Here is a 15,368-nt window from a genome sequence, read left to right on the forward strand (position 1 = left end):
GGTTTTCCGTGGCTTTTTTCATGTTCGTCAGCATTGCAAAAATCTGCTTCAGCGACGCTTGATGCATTCGATATAAGCGGCACCGTCTGGCGGCAAGCCATTGCGCTGCGAGTTCCAGATCATCTCACCCAGGCATTCCATGATCTGATGATGTGCTTCATGTTCTGAGCCCAGTCTGTGCGCCAAACCAGTGTACGCAGCGCGTATGCCGGGTGGCTGGTCGATGGAAATCTGTTCTGCAATCGACAAGTGCATGGATAGATGCAGGAAAGGATTGGCCTGACCTGACTCAACCGAATAATCCTGCGCCAGAGCTGCTTCTACATCCATTAATGCATCGGCATATTCCGGATGTTGAATCAGCCAGTCGCGCGCGATCGCTTCCAGCGGCGTGAGGATTTCATTGGCGCGCTGTTTGCGAAAAGTCTCGCAGAAAAAACGGCGTACATCGTGTTGTGAGGGTGTGAACATGGAAAAATAAAAGCGCAATAAAAACGATTTAAAAAAGCAGTTGAAAACGCAGTCGAAAATCCAGTTAAAAATGCATTTCATCAAGCGCAGACCGACATTGTACGTGGCTTGCTACTGAACTGCAGCGCGTGTTTCGGATAACATACGGTTCTTTGCTTTAGCGCTATTGCCGCCTTGCGGCATATTTTTTGAAATCTGAAACGGAAATGACCATGTTGAATCAGGAAGCTCTCGATACGCTTTTTACCCAAGCACATACCAATTCTGTCTGGCTCGACAAGCCTGTCACTAACGGTCAATTGCGGGAAATTTATGAATTGATGAAGTGGGCACCGACTTCGATGAATTGTTCGCCGGCGCGTATTGCCTTCGTCAAGTCGCCTGAAGCGAAAGAGAAACTGGCAGCTTGCGTCTCAGCTGGCAATGTACAGAAGGTAAAAACTGCGCCGATTACCGCAATCATCGGAATGGACATGGCATTTCCCCGCAAATTGCCGCAATTGTTTCCGCACATGGATGGACAGGCTGTCTTTGCCGGTAACGACAAATTGATAGAAGAAACGGCTTTCCGTAATTCTTCCCTGCAAGGCGCTTACTTCATCATGGCCGCACGTGCGATTGGTCTGGATTGCGGCCCTATGTCAGGTTTTGATGCTGAAAAAGTGAATGCTGCATTCTTCGTCGGCACGCAAGTCAAAGCTAACTTCCTTTGCAGCATAGGCTACGGCGATCACGAAAAAATCAAACCACGCTTGCCGCGTCTGACCTTTGAAGCAAGCTGCGCAATCGTGCTGTAAAAATGGGAAGAGAAAGCGTTTTCTTGAAAACGCTTTCCTTAAAAATTACACGCCTTTAGACGGCAAGGGCGTCTTCTGTTTGTATTCGCACAGATCGGCAATGATGCAATTCCAGCATTTAGGTGTACGTGCGATGCAGGTATAGCGGCCGTGCAGGATCAGCCAGTGATGTGCATCCTGCTGAAATTCCGGTGCGACAAATTTCATCAGTTTTTGCTCGACGATGTCGACATTCTTGCCCGGTGCAAGGCCGGTGCGATTCGATACGCGGAAGATGTGCGTATCGACTGCAATCGTTGCTTTCCCGAATGCGGTATTCATCACCACGTTGGCCGTCTTGCGGCCTACGCCCGGCAAGGCTTCCAGCTCTTCACGCGTGCGCGGGACTTCACCGCCATGTTCCGCGAGCAGAATCCGGCAGGTTTCAATGACGTTTTTTGCCTTGGTGCGATACAGGCCTATGGTTTGAATGTAGGGGATCAAGCCCTCGACGCCGAGTGCGTAAATTTTCCTTGGTGTGCCGGCATGAGGATACAGCTTGCGCGTCGCCTTGTTGACGGAAACATCAGTGGCCTGCGCTGACAGCATTACCGCGATCAGTAGCTGAAAGGGTGTCTGGTATTCAAGTTCGGTAGTCGGATGTGGATTGGCAGTGCGCAGTCGATTGAAAATTTCACGTCGTTTTTCTGCGTTCATTTAGCGTCCTTTTCCGCTTGTTCTTTTTTCAGTCGTGCGCGTTCTATCGCGGCTTGAATAATGGCTTTCTTGCGAGCCTGTTCGGCTTTCTCTGCATCCGAAATCGGTGTTTCGGATTGCACTTCCTTCAGTTTGGCTGCAGCTTTTGCTGCAAGCCGCGCCTCGTTTTCTTCTTTTTCGCGTTGCAAACGGGCGCTGCGGAAGTCATGTCGTGCGCGTGCCGCATCGGCTTGTGCTTGCGACCATGCATCCCAGCCAGTTTTCCCCGGCGTGACTTCTACCATCGCAATGCAATCGACCGGGCAGGGCGCCACGCACAGATCGCAACCGGTACACAGATCGGTGACGATGGTATGCATCTGCTTGGCTGCGCCTACGATGGCATCGACCGGGCAGGCTTGTATGCACAAGGTGCAACCTATGCATAAGGCTTCATCAATGAATGCGACTGGTCGTGGCCGTTCCATGCCGTTGACCGGATTGATGGGGATGACTTTCTTGCCTAGGACTTTTGCGAGTCGTGCGACGCCTTCAATGCCGCCTGGTGGACATTGGTTGTAGCTGGCGCTGCCATCAGCCATCGCTTCCGCATACGGACGGCATGCGGGATAGCCGCACTTTGTGCATTGCGTTTGCGGCAACAGATCTTCAAGCTGATCGGCAAGCGATTTATCGGTGGGTGATGACACAGCGGAGACGCAAAGAATAAAACAGAATTATCGTCTTATACGGGCTTGTGCGCCAAATGGAAAAAGCATGGATGTGGCATTGAGCCGATATTTCTGAAGTAATGCTAAGTGCTATCAGCTCAGTATTAGTTTCTTATCAGGAATGGTTCGCAATAAAGCTGGCGATTTTCGGACAAATGATCTCGCGCCATTTGCGGCCCGAGAAGATGCCGTAATGGCCGCATTGTGGTGCGGTGAATTGCTGTTTGCTGGATTTTGCGATGGACGAACACAAGTCTTGCGCAGCATGGGTTTGCCCCGCGCCTGAGATATCGTCTTTCTCGCCTTCGATGGTGAACAGCGCAACGGTTTTGATATCTTGCGGCCGCACCAGCTTGCCTTCGACTTCCCATGTGCCTAGCGGTAGACGATGTTCCTGGAAAACCGTCTTGATCGTATCAAGGTAATACTCGGCAGGCATATCCAGCACCGCATTGTATTCATCGTAGAACTTGCGATGTTCTTCCGCTGATTCGTTATCGCCCTCGCGCAAGTGCTCATAGAAATCCCAATGACTCTGCGCATGACGACCAGGATTCATCGCAATGAAGCCTGCGTGCTGCAAAAAGCCCGGATAAACCTTGCGACCAAAGCCGGGTTGACTGGCCGGTACACTGTAGATCACTTGATTTTCAAACCACGCATAGGTTTTTTCAAGCGCCAGATTGTTGACTTGTGTCGGCGATTTGCGTGGATCGATAGGGCCGCCCATCATCGTCATTGTCTTAGGCAATTTCGGATCTTTAGCAGTAGCCATTAGGGAAATTGCAGCCATCACCGGCACCGTAGGCTGGCAAACAGAAATGACGTGCAGGTCTGGACCGAGCTTGCGGATGAAGTCCTGAATGTAATAAACGTAATCGTGCAGATGGAAAGGACCTTCAGTCAGCGGCGCCATACGCGCATCGACCCAGTCGGTGATGTAGACGTCATGACCCGGCAGCAGACTGCGTACCGTGTCGCGTAGCAGGGTAGCGTGATGACCGGACAAGGGAGCGACCAGCAAAACCGTGGGCTGCTTCAATGCGGCGAATTCTTTTGCCGGTAGTGCTTTCTTGAAATGCAGCAAAGTGCAGAATGATTTTTCTGCTGCCACTTCTTCAACGATGCGCACGGATTTGTCGTTGATCTCTATTGTCTCGATGTCGAAATGAGGTTTTTCGTATTGCTTGCCCAGGCGGTACATCAGCTCGTAACCAGCCGCGATGCGGTGCGCAAATGGCGTATAGGAAAAAGGCGAGGCAGGATCGGTGAATAGGCGCGACGAGGCTTCAGCCCATTGCATCATGGGATTGAGCAAACTGCGGTTCAACTCATGCAATTGGTAAAGCATAGTGGCCTCCATCGATGAACGATCATTGAATTGATTGTCACAACAAAACATTTATATTGCAATGCACCATTGATAACTATGGTGATATTTCAGTGCAATGAGGCAAATTAATTTCAAATTTGAATTAGTTTGAGGTGTTTTGTCGGAGATCGCTGCGAATTTTGGGCAATAAAAAACGCCCTGTGGTGAACCAGAGGGCGTTTTCATGAGGCGCAGTATTTAGCGTGCCAGATATTGCAGCTTGTCCGTCTTGTCTTTCCATTCCTCTGCTTCAGGCAAAGGCGCCTTGGTCTTGGTGATGGATGGCCATTCGCGCGACAACTCTACATTCAGCTTGATGTAGTGCTGTTGATCAGCCGGTACATCTTCTTCTGCATAAATGGCGTTGACAGGGCATTCGGCTACGCACACTGCGCAGTCTATGCACTCATCCGGGTCGATAGACAGGAAATTCGGGCCTTCGCGAAAACAATCCACCGGGCACACGTCTACGCAATCCGTGTAACGGCAAAGTACGCAGGAATCGGTCACTACGTGGGTCATACCAGTCCTAACTGTAAATATTTGAAGTGGGCTGACTGCAGATGGCGGGAGCATGCGGCTCACATATCCCGGCGACAGTCGCAAAGCATTGTATTTTAAGGCATATCGCTATTTCCCACAAACCGCAGTTATACCGTTTTCGAATAAGTACATGCGCTGTGCGTCTTTAGGATGGGGAAATTTCGATGTGCGCGCAGCAGCTTGCTTGCTGCCGTGCCCTTGCTGACAAGACATATTTTTTCTGGGATAAAATGGCTTCCCCTCAATATCGGAGTCACCATGCGTGCACATTTCCTCGTCGGCATGCTTGCCCTGGCGCCAGCAATATGCGGCGCTGCAGAGTTGAACGGCAGCGGATTATCTGTGTTGTGGGGCATCCCGTTTGCCGGCTTGTTATTGTCGATTGCCTTGTGCCCGTTGCTTACGCCCGGTTTCTGGCATCACCATTTTGGTAAGGTGACGGTGGCTTGGGCACTGGCATTTTTGCTGCCATGTGCATTCCTGTTTGGGCCTGCGACCGCAATCCATGGTGCCGTGCATGCGTTTGTTGCCGAATTTTTCCCCTTCATTATTCTGATCACCTCGCTATTCGTTGTCGCGGGCGGCATTTGTGTACGCGGTAATTTGCATGGCACGCCTGCACTCAATACCGGCTTGCTCGCTATCGGAACCGTGCTCGCCAGTTTTATGGGAACGACAGGTGCTGCCATGTTGCTGATTAGGCCCCTGATACGCGCTAACGACAACCGCAAGCATGCTGCGCATATTGTTGTGTTCTTTATTTTTCTGGTTGCGAATGCCGGCGGCGCACTGACGCCGCTGGGTGATCCGCCGCTCTTTCTCGGATTTTTGAAAGGCGTGGATTTCTTCTGGACTGCGCGACATCTTTTTGCGCCAACCATCTTCCTTTGTGTGACGCTCCTGATTATTTTTTATTTGCTCGACAGCCACTATTATCACAAGCGAGAAGAACTCAGCCCGCGAGAAAAAGATCCCACCCCCGATTCTGCCATTCGTTTCGATGGCAAGATCAATTTCGTCTTGCTGGCAGTCGTCATTGTGCTGGTATTAATAAGCGGTTTCTGGAAGCCCGGCATTGCATTCACCTTCTTCGGCAATACGGTGGAGTTGCCACATCTGCTGCGGGACGTTTTGCTGCTCGCCGTGATTGGCCTCTCTTTATGGCTGACGCCGCATAGTGCGCGTAGCGGTAATGAATTTTCATGGGGGCCGATCCAGGAAGTCGGTAAATTGTTTGCCGGAATTTTCATCACGATCATTCCTGTCATTGCGATGTTGCGCGCGGGTGAATCCGGTGCTTTTTCAGCCGTGGTGCGCGCCGTAACGGACGGTAACGGGCAGCCGATTAACCAGATGTATTTCTGGGCGACCGGCTTGCTGTCGTCCTTCCTCGATAATGCGCCTACCTATCTGGTCTTTTTTAATACGGCCGGCGGGGATCCCGCAAGATTAATGACGACCATGGCGCACACGCTTGCCGCCATTTCTTGCGGCGCGGTCTTCATGGGGGCGAACAGTTATATAGGCAATGCGCCTAACATGATGGTCAAGGCCATTGCAGAAGAGCGCGGCATCAAAATGCCGTCGTTCTTTGCGTACATGGGATGGTCGTGCATGATTCTTGTCCCATTGTTCATTCTGATGACCTTCATTTTTTTCACCTGAGGACCTGCAAATGAAAGCAAAGATACTGGTTGCTCGCGCAACTTTCCCGGATGTGATCGAGCGTTTGCAGCAGCAGTTCGATGTCGAATCGAATCAGGACGACAAGATTTTTTCTGCTGCGGAGTTACATGAAAAAATGCAGGGCAAAGATGCAGTAGTGATCACGAGCAGCGAGAAATTGTCTGCTGAAGTCATCGCTGCCAATTCGCATTTAAAAGCCATTTGTAATGTGGCTGTAGGCTATAACAATATCGATGTTGCGGCGGCGACAAGCGCCGGCATCATGGTGACCAATACGCCGGATGTCTTGAATGAGACTACCGCCGATTATGCGTGGACGCTGTTGATGGCGAATGCACGTCGCGTGTCGGAATCCGAACATTATCTGCGCGCCGGCAAGTGGAAGAACTGGCGTTTCGATCAATTCCTGGGCGCCGATGTGCATGGCGCGACCTTGGGCATACTCGGTATGGGACGCATTGGTCAGGCGATTGCACGTCGCTCGATGGGATTCGACATGCAGGTGATTTATCATAATCGCAGTCGCCTCACGCCCGAGCAGGAAGCGCATGCAAACCATGCGCGTTATGTCAGCAAGGAAGAGTTGTTGCGTGGCGCGGATCACCTGATCCTGGTCTTGCCGTACTCGGCACAAACGCATCACATTATTGGTGCGGCAGAACTGGCCTTGATGAAACCAAGCGCGACGCTGGTGAATATTGCGCGTGGCGGCATCGTTGACGATATTGCCTTGATTGCCGCATTGCGTGAAAAGCGCATCGCGTCGGCCGGGCTGGATGTCTATGAAAACGAACCGGCCTTGCATCCGGATTTCCTGACTTTATCCAATGTGGTGTTGACGCCGCATATCGGCAGCGCATCGGAAAAAACACGCCGCGCGATGGCCGATTGTGCGTCAGCCAATCTGGTTGCCGCGCTGAGCGGCGTGCAGCCGCCGAATTTGATTAATCCTGAAGTAATACAAATGAAGTAATACAAGTGAAGTAATACGGCTGAAGTAATGCATCCGAATTAAAAGTGGTTGAAATGAAAGCGAGAGAATAAAGATGGCCGATATCAGTATCAAGCAGGAGCATCAGCTCCCCTTGCAGCAGGCGAAGGACGCGGCACAAAAAGTCGCGGACAAGATGGCAAGCGAATTCGAGATGACGACGCAGTGGGACGGCGATGTGCTGTCCTTCAAGCGTAGCGGTGTGGCCGGTACGCTGGCCCTGCGTGACAAGGAAGCACAGATCGACATCACGCTGGATTTTTTGTTCAAGGCATTTGCTTCCACACTGGAAGAAAAAGTCGCAAGAAACATGCGTAAGTTTTTTGCCGAAGCCGCGTAGAAGGTTTAATGCAAGAACAGCGCAGGGCAATAAAAAGCCCCGTATGAAAATACGGGGCTTTTTCTATGCAAGAGATGTGAACGGACTGTTCAGCCTTTCAGTTCATGCACCAGATCGATGTACTGTTGCATCGCATCGTCTTTCGAGATCCCTTTCAGATTATTCCAGGCATCCCACTTTGCTCGCGCGACGAAGTCCGTCATCGCAGGTTGCTCGCCAGTGACGTCGCCACTGCCAGCCTGCTTGAATAATGCATACATTTTCAGCAGGGTCAGATTGTCCGGACGTTCAGCCAAATTCTTGGAATCGGCTTGTGCTTGATTGAATTGCTCTTGCAGGCTCATGAATGCTCCCGGAAAATAAAACGCAATGAAAATAATGCAGGCAATGAAACGGGATGATGACGCGTCATTCTCGGACCCCGGCATCAAGCCGAAGTTCGAGCACGATCATGCAGTCTTGGCTTATACGCCCAGCAGTTCCACTTCGAAAATCAGGGTGGCGTTGGGAGGGATCACGCCGCCTGCACCACGTGCGCCATAGCCCAACGAGGCAGGAATGATCAGGGTGCGGGTGCCGCCGATTTTCATGCCTTGCACGCCTTCGTCCCAACCCTTGATGACGTGACCTGCACCCAGTGGAAACTGGAATGGGTCATTGCGGTCCTTGCTGGAGTCGAATTTTGCGCCAGCGGTGCCGTCGTCGTTACGCAGCCAGCCGGTGTAATGCACGGTTACATGGTTGCCTGCGGTCGCTTCTGCGCCGTCGCCGATAACGTTGTCTTCGTATTGCAATCCGGATGCGGTGGAGGTAGTAGCCATGTTGGTTCCTTTGAAAATGAGGTCAGAAAGTGGGCAGATTGTAGCAGGTGATGCGCGATTTTTCCGGCCCGGCCCTTATCCGGGCTGCTGGCAAACGTGGCAGAGTCGCTCACGGTAAAATGACCGCACTGCATACAGACTTGTATCAGAGGGAGGCCGCTGGTGGCGACTCTGATTTTCTAAGGATATTTTCTCATGCGACCGGTAATGACTGCTTTCGGACGGGCCGTATGGTCTCAACTGCACATCAGGATGCTGCTGCTGAGCGTATTGCCTTTTGTATTGTCGATCGTGGTGTGGGGCTTTGCTTTGTGGTTATACCTGCAACCGATGATTGATGGCTTGCAAGCTTATTTTATCGAGAACGACGGTTTTCGTTTCAGCAATGATTTGTTGATGTGGGTAGGCATGGGGGCGCTGAAGACAGTGGTCGTCCCCTTGATCGCCATGTGGATATTGCTGCCCTTGATGATACTGACGGCGCTGATTTTTGTCGGCGTGATGGCAATGCCCGTCATCGCCAAGCATGTCGGTAGCAGGCAATACAAGGAACTGGAAACGCGCAGGGGCGGGACTTTCCTTGGCAGCCTGTGGACATCAACATCGTCATTTGTCGTCTTCCTGGCGCTCTGGATCATCACCTTGCCGCTGTCGCTGATCCCGCCATTGACCTTCGTGATCCAGCCGGTATTGTGGGGCTGGCTGACCTATCGCGTGATGGCGTATGACGCCCTGGCTGATCATGCGGATGCCGCCGAGCGCAAAATCATTTTGCGCAAGCATCGCTGGCAGTTGCTGATGATCGGCGCGATGACCGGTGCGATGGGTGCCGCGCCTACCTTGCTCTGGTTGGGTGGCGCGTTGTCGGTCATTTTCTTTCCGCTGCTGGCCGCTGGTGCGATCTGGTTGTATGTACTGGTCTTCATCTTTAGCGGATTATGGTTCCAGCACTACTGCATGGAAGCATTGAAACGCCATCGTGCGACAGAAGCGGAGGTGCAGGCGCAGGCTGAACATGCTGCCCGCCAGCCGGCACCAACGTTGGTGTTAAATGCTGTCATCGAAGATGGAAAATAAAACGGTAACTCATTTCAGTGCATTCCTCGGTGCATTCATTACCTGACGAAAGAAGGAAACCTATGGCATTCGGACTCATTATCATTGGCGATGAAATTTTGTCGGGTAAGCGTGCAGACAAGCATTTTTCAAAAGTCGTTGAATTGCTGAGCGCGCGCGGCCTGTCACTGGAATGGGCGGAGATACTTGGTGATGACAGGGCGCGTATTACTGCCACGTTGCAGCGTACTTTCGCCAGCAATGACATCGTGTTCAGTTGTGGCGGCATCGGCGCGACGCCGGACGACCACACGCGGCAATGTGCGGCAGCCGCGCTCGGCGTGCCCATCGTGTTGCATCCGCAAGCCAAACAAAAAATTCAGGAGCGCATGCAGGAAATGGCGCGCGAAGCGAATGTGCCTTTCGATCTTGAAAAACCGGAAAACCTGCATCGCCTGAAGATGGGAGAATTCCCGCAAGGGGCAGATATCATTCCCAACCCCTACAATAAAATCCCCGGCTTCGCGATTCATCACGGGCAGGGCGGCGCACATTATTTCATGCCGGGTTTTCCGGTGATGGCGTGGCCGATGATGGAATCGATACTGGATACGCAGTATGCGCACCTCTTCCATCGGCAAGCATGGTTTGAAAAATCGGTGCTGGTGTTCCAGTCCATGGAATCGGCATTAACGCCTTTGATGGAGGCGATAGAGGCTGAATTTCCAGAAGTTAAAGTGTTCAGCCTGCCTAGCGTTGGCGATGCAGAAACACGTCGTCACATTGAACTCGGCGTGAAGGGCGAAGCAGTGCAAGCCGCCGCTGCCTTCGATAAATTGATTACGGAATTGAATCTGCTGGACGTTGAAGTCCAGCATATCCGATGAACTGAAGGTTTAGTTCGTCTTAGCGAAGGTCACCACGTGATCGGCCTCAAGTCGTATGCCTATGCGTTCACCTAGTGCGTGGTCGTGATGCGATGGTACGAGCGCAAGCACTTGCTGGCCGCTCTTCAATTTCAAGGTATATAAAAATTCAGCACCGCGGAAAGCTTTGCGTACTACTTCCGCCTGCAATGGGCTGGCGTCATCGTGGATCACGTCATCGGCGCGCAGCAAGACATCGACTTGTCCTTGTGCGTTTGCATCGCAGCTTTCCATGCCATGACAAAGCGGCAGTGAACCTAGCTCGATATTCACATGTTGCTGTGCTGGATCAATCGTGCCGGTTGTGAAAACGCCGAGTCCGATAAAGTCGGCAACAAAACGCGTGGCAGGACGGTGGTAAAGATTGTAGGCATTGTCCCATTGCACGATGGCGCCGTTTTGCATCACGCCGATCTGGTCTGCAATGGCAAAGGCTTCATGTTGATCGTGCGTCACCAATACGGCTGTGGTGCCGATTTCCTTCAGAATATCTCGCACTTCGGTAGCTAGTCGTTCGCGCAGATCCACGTCCAGATTCGAAAACGGTTCATCCAGCAAAAGTAAATCCGGTTGCGGTGCGAGCGCTCGTGCAAGTGCCACGCGCTGCTGCTGACCGCCGGACAATTCATGCGGGAATTTTTTCTCTTGGGAAGTCAAACCGACCAGGCTCAACAGTCTTGCAACACGTGACTGGCGTTCTTGTGCAGACAGACCGCGCAAGCCGAATGCCAGATTATCTGCGACCGACAAATGCGGAAACAGGGCGTAATCCTGGAATACGACGCCGACATGACGTGTTTCCGGCGCTGCGGTGTGCTGTGCCCCGCTCAATTCTTTTCCACCCAGGGTAATGCTGCCGCTGATCAGCGACTCAAATCCTGCAATCGCGCGCAAGACGGTCGTTTTGCCACAACCTGATTGACCCAGCAGGCAGCCGATTTGCCCGCGCTGCAGCGTGAATGACAGGTCATGCACAATTTCCTGCATGGTTCGGCCGAGCTGATAGCCGACGCGGATAGCGTCAACCGAAAGATGTGCCGCAGAATCTGGAATAGCTGACATGGTGCATGGTTCCGAAAATATCGCATGGGTGAAGTGAGCGATTGATTATAATTCTCATCCAACTTATTGAGAACAGAACAAACGCATGCTTCTTTTCATGTCCGCCTGTATGTGCATCACTATGGGTCCTCGCCGTGCCTGACTCACGCCATCAACATGGCGCATTGCACCCGCTACTGCTCGCCTCATTGCTCATTGCCTTATTGGTAGGCGTGCCGATAGCCGGCGTGCTGTCGAATCTTTTTTCGCCATCCGAATTGAGCAACAGCATCAGCACATTTTCTCATTTGTGGGAAACGGTGCTGCCCGAGTACATCCTCAACAGTGTGATCATTGCCGTCATCGTTGCCGTGTTGACGGCGGTGATAGGCATCGCTTGTGCATGGTTGGTTGCGGTGTTTGATTTCCCCGGGCGCAGATTTTTTGAGTGGGCATTGATCCTGCCATTGGCTATGCCTGCCTATGTCGTCGCCTATGCATACACAGATTTTCTGCAATTCACCGGCCCTGTCCAAACCGCTTTGCGTTCCTGGTTTGGCTGGCAAGGACAGACTTACTGGTTTCCGCAGATACGTTCCGTGGGTGGTGCCGGTTTTCTGTTTTCTTTTGTGCTGTATCCCTATGTTTATCTGTTGGCGCGTAATGCATTCATAGAACGCAGTCCACGCATGCTGGACGCAGCGCGTACGCTGGGAGCAGGGCCGTGGCGCGCATTCTTCCAGGTCAGTTTGCCACTGGCGCGGCCGGCTGCCGCTGCCGGGATCGCATTGGCATTGATGGAAACACTGGCCGATTACGGTGCGGTGGCTTATTTCGGCGTGCCTACGCTGACAACGGGGATTTATAAATCCTGGTACATCTTTTCTGACCGGGCTGCGGCGGCACAAATTGCAGCCGTGCTGCTGATTGCCGTCATGGGCTTGATGCTGCTGGAGCAAAAGAATCGCGGCAGGGCGCGTTATTACGCGGTCGGTGGACGCAGCGCAGCGCAATTGCCTACGCAACTTCAAGGACGACAGGCATGGAGTGCGACCTTGTTTTGTGCGCTGCCGATATTGTTCGGATTCCTCGCACCTTTAGTCATCCTGTTGCATTTGCTGTGGCATGCAGATGTCATTTCGTTCGGCGCTCGTTACTTCGGCTGGCTGCAAAACACAATCATCCTTGGCGGCGCCACGGCATTCATTGCGGTCGCGATATGCGTCTTGATGGCCTACGCGGCGCGCGTATCGAATAGCAAGGTGCAGGCGTTTTGCAATCGTATTGTCAGCATGGGTTATGCAATACCGGGCGCAGTGATTGCTGTGGGTATTTTGATTCCATTGGCGTATATCGATGCGTGGAATAGCGAGCATGGCATTGCATTGATATTAAGCGGCAGCGTGATTGCCTTGATCTATGCTTATCTCGTACGATTTCTTGCGGTGTCTTTCCAAAGCGTACAGGCTGGCCTGGTCAAGATTACGCCTGCGATGGATGCGAGTGCGCGCAGCCTGGGACATGGAATAGCTTCCATGTTGAGGCATATTCATGTGCCTTTGTTGTGGCGCAGTGTGCTGACGGCCGGCTTGCTGGTATTCGTCGACGTGGTGAAGGAATTGCCTGCGACCTTGACGATACGTCCCTTCAATTTCGATACGCTGGCGGTGATTACGCATCAATTGGCGTCTGACGAACGCTTGGGTGAAGCGGCATTGCCTGCTTTGACGATCGTACTGGTGGCGATAGTGCCGGTGGTAATGCTGGCGCGTGCGATTGCGAAGACAAAAGATTAAGCGCTCGATGTTTAAAGTGCGCAATGTTCACATTGAATCTTCAATAAAAAATGCCCCGTTTTATCGGGGCATTTTTACGTGTTTTTGCAGCTCATGTTTTACATGACATGAGCAGACTGGCTTATGCAGACTTGCGGCTGCGGCTAGTGGTTTTTTCTGCCGCGCTGACAAATTGGCTGGCTGCCACATTCAAATTGCCTTCCAGTGTTTCTACCGCTTGCTTGGCAGTTTTGGAAAACTGGTCGTAGCCGGCATTTGCATTGCCGATTGCCGATTTGAGAATCGCGACTGCATTTTCCGAACCGGCTGGTGCATTTTTGCTCAACTCTTCAACCAGCGACAATACTTTGCGATTGGTTTCTGCGATTTGTGTTTCTGTCGCCTTGGCAAATTCGGCTTGCGTGCTGGTTGCAATGCTGGCCAGGTGGCGGCTGTAGGCGATGGCTTTTTCAGCTGTCGGCTGTGCCTGCGCGCTGGTCAGGGAAAAGAATTCCTGCGGATCTTTCGCAGTGATTAACTGATGAACGGTAGAGCTCGATTCCTGCAACGACGATTTGACGACATTCAGATTCAGGTCGACGATTTTTTGCATACTGTCGAAAGCAGTGCTGGCAAAAGAATTTATGACGGCGAGTTGCGCTTCTAACTGATTCTTGGTGGCCGCTGAAAACTGTTCTGGAATAGCAAACATGTGTTTCTCCTTGTGGTGATACAGACGGGGTACGGTAATGCCGCAAATGTTGCGATGCAACAGAACCCATTTTAAGTCCATCGGCTTGGATGTCAAGTAAAATATGGTGCAACGCACAAAATAAATTTTCTTTTTAGTTTCATATAGTTACGGATGGAAAGATTATTGAGTCTTGGCAAATTCATATCGAATAATTTGCCTTCCAAGCTACGCCATATTCCGTCTCCGGCAATCAAAGCTTGCACGGCATAAAATTGCGTCTGCTGACGTGCAAAAAATTCAACGCACAGTATTTGTTTGGCACGCACACTTCATACTTGGGTTTAGCGTGAACATTCAAATAGCCAGCCAACAATAAACAGCAATTCAATGATCCCTTCGAAAAATACCGCCGCCAGTCCGTGGCTGGCGCTCATGCCTTTTGCGTTTGTACTGATCTGGAGTACCGGCTTCATCGTCGCAAAATTCGGTTTGCCATATGCACCACCGCTGACCTTTTTACTGTTGCGCTTCCTCGGCGTGCTGGTGTTTTTATTTCCGCTGGTATTGCTGCTGCGCGCGCAGTGGCCAGTGGGCAGCATGCACCATATCGCTGTGGCCGGGATACTGGTGCAAGCGGGTTATCTGGCCGGCGTATGGTGCGCAATCAAGCTGGGCATGCCGGCCGGTTTGTCGGCATTGATCGTTGGAATGCAACCAGTGCTGACGGCCTTTGCTGCACCTTTGATCGGCGAGAAAGTGCGAGGTCGGCAATGGATAGGTTTGATCTTCGGTCTGTGCGGCGTCGCCCTGGTAGTCGCGAACAAAATCACCTTGATCGGTTTGACCTGGCAAAGTATCGCCTTGTGTGTGATGGCTTTGTTGTCGATCACGATAGGGACGATGTATCAAAAACGTTACTGTCCGCATTTCGATTTGCGTACCGGCACCATCATTCAGTTTGCCGCGTCTAGTGCTGTCGTTTTACCGCTGGCAATCTGGCTGGAAGATTTTTCACCTGCACTACAGACAGTGCAGTGGACGCCGAATTTTATCGGTGCCTTGCTGTGGGCGATTCTCGCCTTGTCGATAGGCTCGATATTCTTGTTGTTTACCTTGATACGCAAAAGTGCCGCGACGCAAGTCACGAGTTTGCTCTATTTGACACCGCCAACTACTGCCTTGATGGCGTGGGCAGCATTCGGTGAAGTCTTCAGTTTAATAGGGCTGGCTGGCATGTTGCTTGCTGTAATTGGAGTCGTATTTGTCGTCAAAAAATAGGCTGAAAAAGTAAATATCTGCGCTTCGCTATTGAAAACCATTGTCATTTGTCTATTCTGCGTGGCGGCAAAATTGCACCAATAGTGTGAGCAAAAAATCATCGCTGATTAGAAAATAGATTAATGAATGTCGCTAACTATCTAATTCTCTTGCACATTTCAAGATATTTGC

17 protein-coding genes are annotated in these 15,368 nt (G+C 51.7%); 8 read left to right on the forward strand and 9 right to left on the reverse strand.

Annotated elements, in window-relative coordinates; genetic code table 11:
* Positions 1 to 48: 48 nt before the first annotated feature.
* Positions 49 to 471 carry a DUF1841 family protein gene (locus tag Hfont_RS07595; protein ID WP_112992400.1) on the reverse strand — a complete coding sequence of 141 codons (423 nt, stop codon included), beginning with the start codon at positions 469 to 471 and terminating at the stop codon, positions 49 to 51.
* Between the two features lie 206 nt (positions 472 to 677).
* Between Hfont_RS07595 and Hfont_RS07600 the strand changes: the two genes are divergently transcribed.
* Complete coding sequence (locus Hfont_RS07600) at positions 678 to 1,268, forward strand: malonic semialdehyde reductase (RefSeq protein WP_112991807.1); 591 nt, start codon at positions 678 to 680, stop codon at positions 1,266 to 1,268.
* 45 nt (positions 1,269 to 1,313) lie between these two features.
* Here the strand turns inward: Hfont_RS07600 and nth are convergent, their stop codons facing one another.
* From nth to fdxA, 4 genes are all read right to left on the reverse strand, one after another.
* The gene (gene nth / locus Hfont_RS07605) at positions 1,314 to 1,964 is read right to left on the reverse strand and encodes an endonuclease III (RefSeq protein ID WP_112991808.1); all 651 of its coding nucleotides are present in this window, start codon (positions 1,962 to 1,964) and stop codon (positions 1,314 to 1,316) included.
* Complete coding sequence (gene rsxB / locus Hfont_RS07610; RefSeq protein WP_421800991.1) at positions 1,961 to 2,653, reverse strand: electron transport complex subunit RsxB; 693 nt, start codon at positions 2,651 to 2,653, stop codon at positions 1,961 to 1,963. The genes nth and rsxB overlap by 4 nt, the downstream gene beginning before the upstream one ends.
* Before the next feature lie 136 nt (positions 2,654 to 2,789).
* Entirely contained in the window at positions 2,790 to 4,025 is a 1,236-nt protein-coding gene (locus tag Hfont_RS07615; protein ID WP_112992401.1) for a polyhydroxyalkanoate depolymerase, read from the reverse strand.
* 219 nt (positions 4,026 to 4,244) lie between these two features.
* Positions 4,245 to 4,568, reverse strand: coding sequence for a ferredoxin FdxA (gene fdxA / locus Hfont_RS07620; RefSeq protein ID WP_112991810.1), 324 nt, complete (start codon positions 4,566 to 4,568; stop codon positions 4,245 to 4,247).
* A gap of 279 nt (positions 4,569 to 4,847) precedes the next feature.
* Between fdxA and Hfont_RS07625 the strand changes: the two genes are divergently transcribed.
* The 3 genes from Hfont_RS07625 to Hfont_RS07635 all read left to right on the forward strand — a co-directional run bounded on the left by Hfont_RS07625 (position 4,848) and on the right by Hfont_RS07635 (position 7,606).
* The gene (locus Hfont_RS07625; protein ID WP_112991811.1) at positions 4,848 to 6,254 is read left to right on the forward strand and encodes a sodium:proton antiporter; all 1,407 of its coding nucleotides are present in this window, start codon (positions 4,848 to 4,850) and stop codon (positions 6,252 to 6,254) included.
* 10 nt (positions 6,255 to 6,264) lie between these two features.
* Entirely contained in the window at positions 6,265 to 7,248 is a 984-nt protein-coding gene (locus tag Hfont_RS07630) for a 2-hydroxyacid dehydrogenase (RefSeq protein ID WP_112991812.1), read from the forward strand.
* Positions 7,249 to 7,321: 73 nt separating this feature from the next.
* Positions 7,322 to 7,606, forward strand: a complete 285-nt coding sequence (locus tag Hfont_RS07635) for a polyhydroxyalkanoic acid system family protein (RefSeq protein ID WP_112991813.1) — start codon at positions 7,322 to 7,324, stop codon at positions 7,604 to 7,606.
* A gap of 89 nt (positions 7,607 to 7,695) precedes the next feature.
* Here the strand turns inward: Hfont_RS07635 and Hfont_RS07640 are convergent, their stop codons facing one another.
* A complete protein-coding gene (locus Hfont_RS07640; protein ID WP_112991814.1) occupies positions 7,696 to 7,950 on the reverse strand; it encodes an acyl-CoA-binding protein in 255 nt (84 codons plus the stop codon).
* Between the two features lie 120 nt (positions 7,951 to 8,070).
* A complete protein-coding gene (locus tag Hfont_RS07645; RefSeq protein WP_112991815.1) occupies positions 8,071 to 8,427 on the reverse strand; it encodes an FKBP-type peptidyl-prolyl cis-trans isomerase in 357 nt (118 codons plus the stop codon).
* 195 nt (positions 8,428 to 8,622) lie between these two features.
* Here Hfont_RS07645 and Hfont_RS07650 point away from each other — a divergent pair, with 195 nt between their 5' ends.
* Positions 8,623 to 9,504: an EI24 domain-containing protein gene (locus Hfont_RS07650; protein ID WP_112991816.1), complete on the forward strand. Its 882-nt coding sequence runs from the start codon at positions 8,623 to 8,625 to the stop codon at positions 9,502 to 9,504.
* A 62-nt stretch (positions 9,505 to 9,566) separates the two neighbouring features.
* The gene (locus Hfont_RS07655; RefSeq protein ID WP_112991817.1) at positions 9,567 to 10,370 is read left to right on the forward strand and encodes a competence/damage-inducible protein A; all 804 of its coding nucleotides are present in this window, start codon (positions 9,567 to 9,569) and stop codon (positions 10,368 to 10,370) included.
* A 9-nt stretch (positions 10,371 to 10,379) separates the two neighbouring features.
* Here Hfont_RS07655 and Hfont_RS07660 read toward each other — a convergent pair whose 3' ends face one another.
* A complete protein-coding gene (locus Hfont_RS07660; RefSeq protein WP_112991818.1) occupies positions 10,380 to 11,471 on the reverse strand; it encodes an ABC transporter ATP-binding protein in 1,092 nt (363 codons plus the stop codon).
* A 134-nt stretch (positions 11,472 to 11,605) separates the two neighbouring features.
* Between Hfont_RS07660 and Hfont_RS07665 the strand changes: the two genes are divergently transcribed.
* Positions 11,606 to 13,246 (forward strand): ABC transporter permease, encoded by a 1,641-nt coding sequence (locus Hfont_RS07665; protein ID WP_112991819.1) that lies wholly within the window; start codon positions 11,606 to 11,608, stop codon positions 13,244 to 13,246.
* A 121-nt stretch (positions 13,247 to 13,367) separates the two neighbouring features.
* On the opposite strand, the gene Hfont_RS07670 is transcribed toward Hfont_RS07665, so the two are convergent.
* Positions 13,368 to 13,937, reverse strand: coding sequence for a phasin family protein (locus Hfont_RS07670; RefSeq protein WP_112991820.1), 570 nt, complete (start codon positions 13,935 to 13,937; stop codon positions 13,368 to 13,370).
* 414 nt (positions 13,938 to 14,351) lie between these two features.
* Between Hfont_RS07670 and Hfont_RS07680 the strand changes: the two genes are divergently transcribed.
* Positions 14,352 to 15,197 (forward strand): DMT family transporter, encoded by an 846-nt coding sequence (locus Hfont_RS07680; RefSeq protein ID WP_241523046.1) that lies wholly within the window; start codon positions 14,352 to 14,354, stop codon positions 15,195 to 15,197.
* The last annotated feature ends 171 nt before the right edge of the window (positions 15,198 to 15,368 follow it).

The sequence above is a fragment of the Herminiimonas fonticola genome (genome assembly GCF_003293745.1).
In the GTDB taxonomy this organism is placed as follows: Bacteria; Pseudomonadota; Gammaproteobacteria; order Burkholderiales; family Burkholderiaceae_D; genus Oxalicibacterium; species Oxalicibacterium fonticola.

Coding starts and splice junctions, on each gene's coding strand:
- fdxA (WP_112991810.1), bottom strand. CDS start 4,568: ATGACCCACGTAGTGACCGATTCCTGCGTACTTTGCCGTTACACGGAT.
- Hfont_RS07615 (WP_112992401.1), bottom strand. CDS start 4,025: ATGCTTTACCAATTGCATGAGTTGAACCGCAGTTTGCTCAATCCCATG.
- Hfont_RS07655 (WP_112991817.1), top strand. CDS start 9,567: ATGGCATTCGGACTCATTATCATTGGCGATGAAATTTTGTCGGGTAAG.
- Hfont_RS07600 (WP_112991807.1), top strand. CDS start 678: ATGACCATGTTGAATCAGGAAGCTCTCGATACGCTTTTTACCCAAGCA.
- Hfont_RS07645 (WP_112991815.1), bottom strand. CDS start 8,427: ATGGCTACTACCTCCACCGCATCCGGATTGCAATACGAAGACAACGTT.
- Hfont_RS07640 (WP_112991814.1), bottom strand. CDS start 7,950: ATGAGCCTGCAAGAGCAATTCAATCAAGCACAAGCCGATTCCAAGAAT.
- Hfont_RS07660 (WP_112991818.1), bottom strand. CDS start 11,471: ATGTCAGCTATTCCAGATTCTGCGGCACATCTTTCGGTTGACGCTATC.
- Hfont_RS07650 (WP_112991816.1), top strand. CDS start 8,623: ATGCGACCGGTAATGACTGCTTTCGGACGGGCCGTATGGTCTCAACTG.
- nth (WP_112991808.1), bottom strand. CDS start 1,964: ATGAACGCAGAAAAACGACGTGAAATTTTCAATCGACTGCGCACTGCC.
- Hfont_RS07630 (WP_112991812.1), top strand. CDS start 6,265: ATGAAAGCAAAGATACTGGTTGCTCGCGCAACTTTCCCGGATGTGATC.
- Hfont_RS07670 (WP_112991820.1), bottom strand. CDS start 13,937: ATGTTTGCTATTCCAGAACAGTTTTCAGCGGCCACCAAGAATCAGTTA.
- Hfont_RS07635 (WP_112991813.1), top strand. CDS start 7,322: ATGGCCGATATCAGTATCAAGCAGGAGCATCAGCTCCCCTTGCAGCAG.
- Hfont_RS07680 (WP_241523046.1), top strand. CDS start 14,352: ATGCCTTTTGCGTTTGTACTGATCTGGAGTACCGGCTTCATCGTCGCA.
- Hfont_RS07595 (WP_112992400.1), bottom strand. CDS start 471: ATGTTCACACCCTCACAACACGATGTACGCCGTTTTTTCTGCGAGACT.
- Hfont_RS07625 (WP_112991811.1), top strand. CDS start 4,848: ATGCGTGCACATTTCCTCGTCGGCATGCTTGCCCTGGCGCCAGCAATA.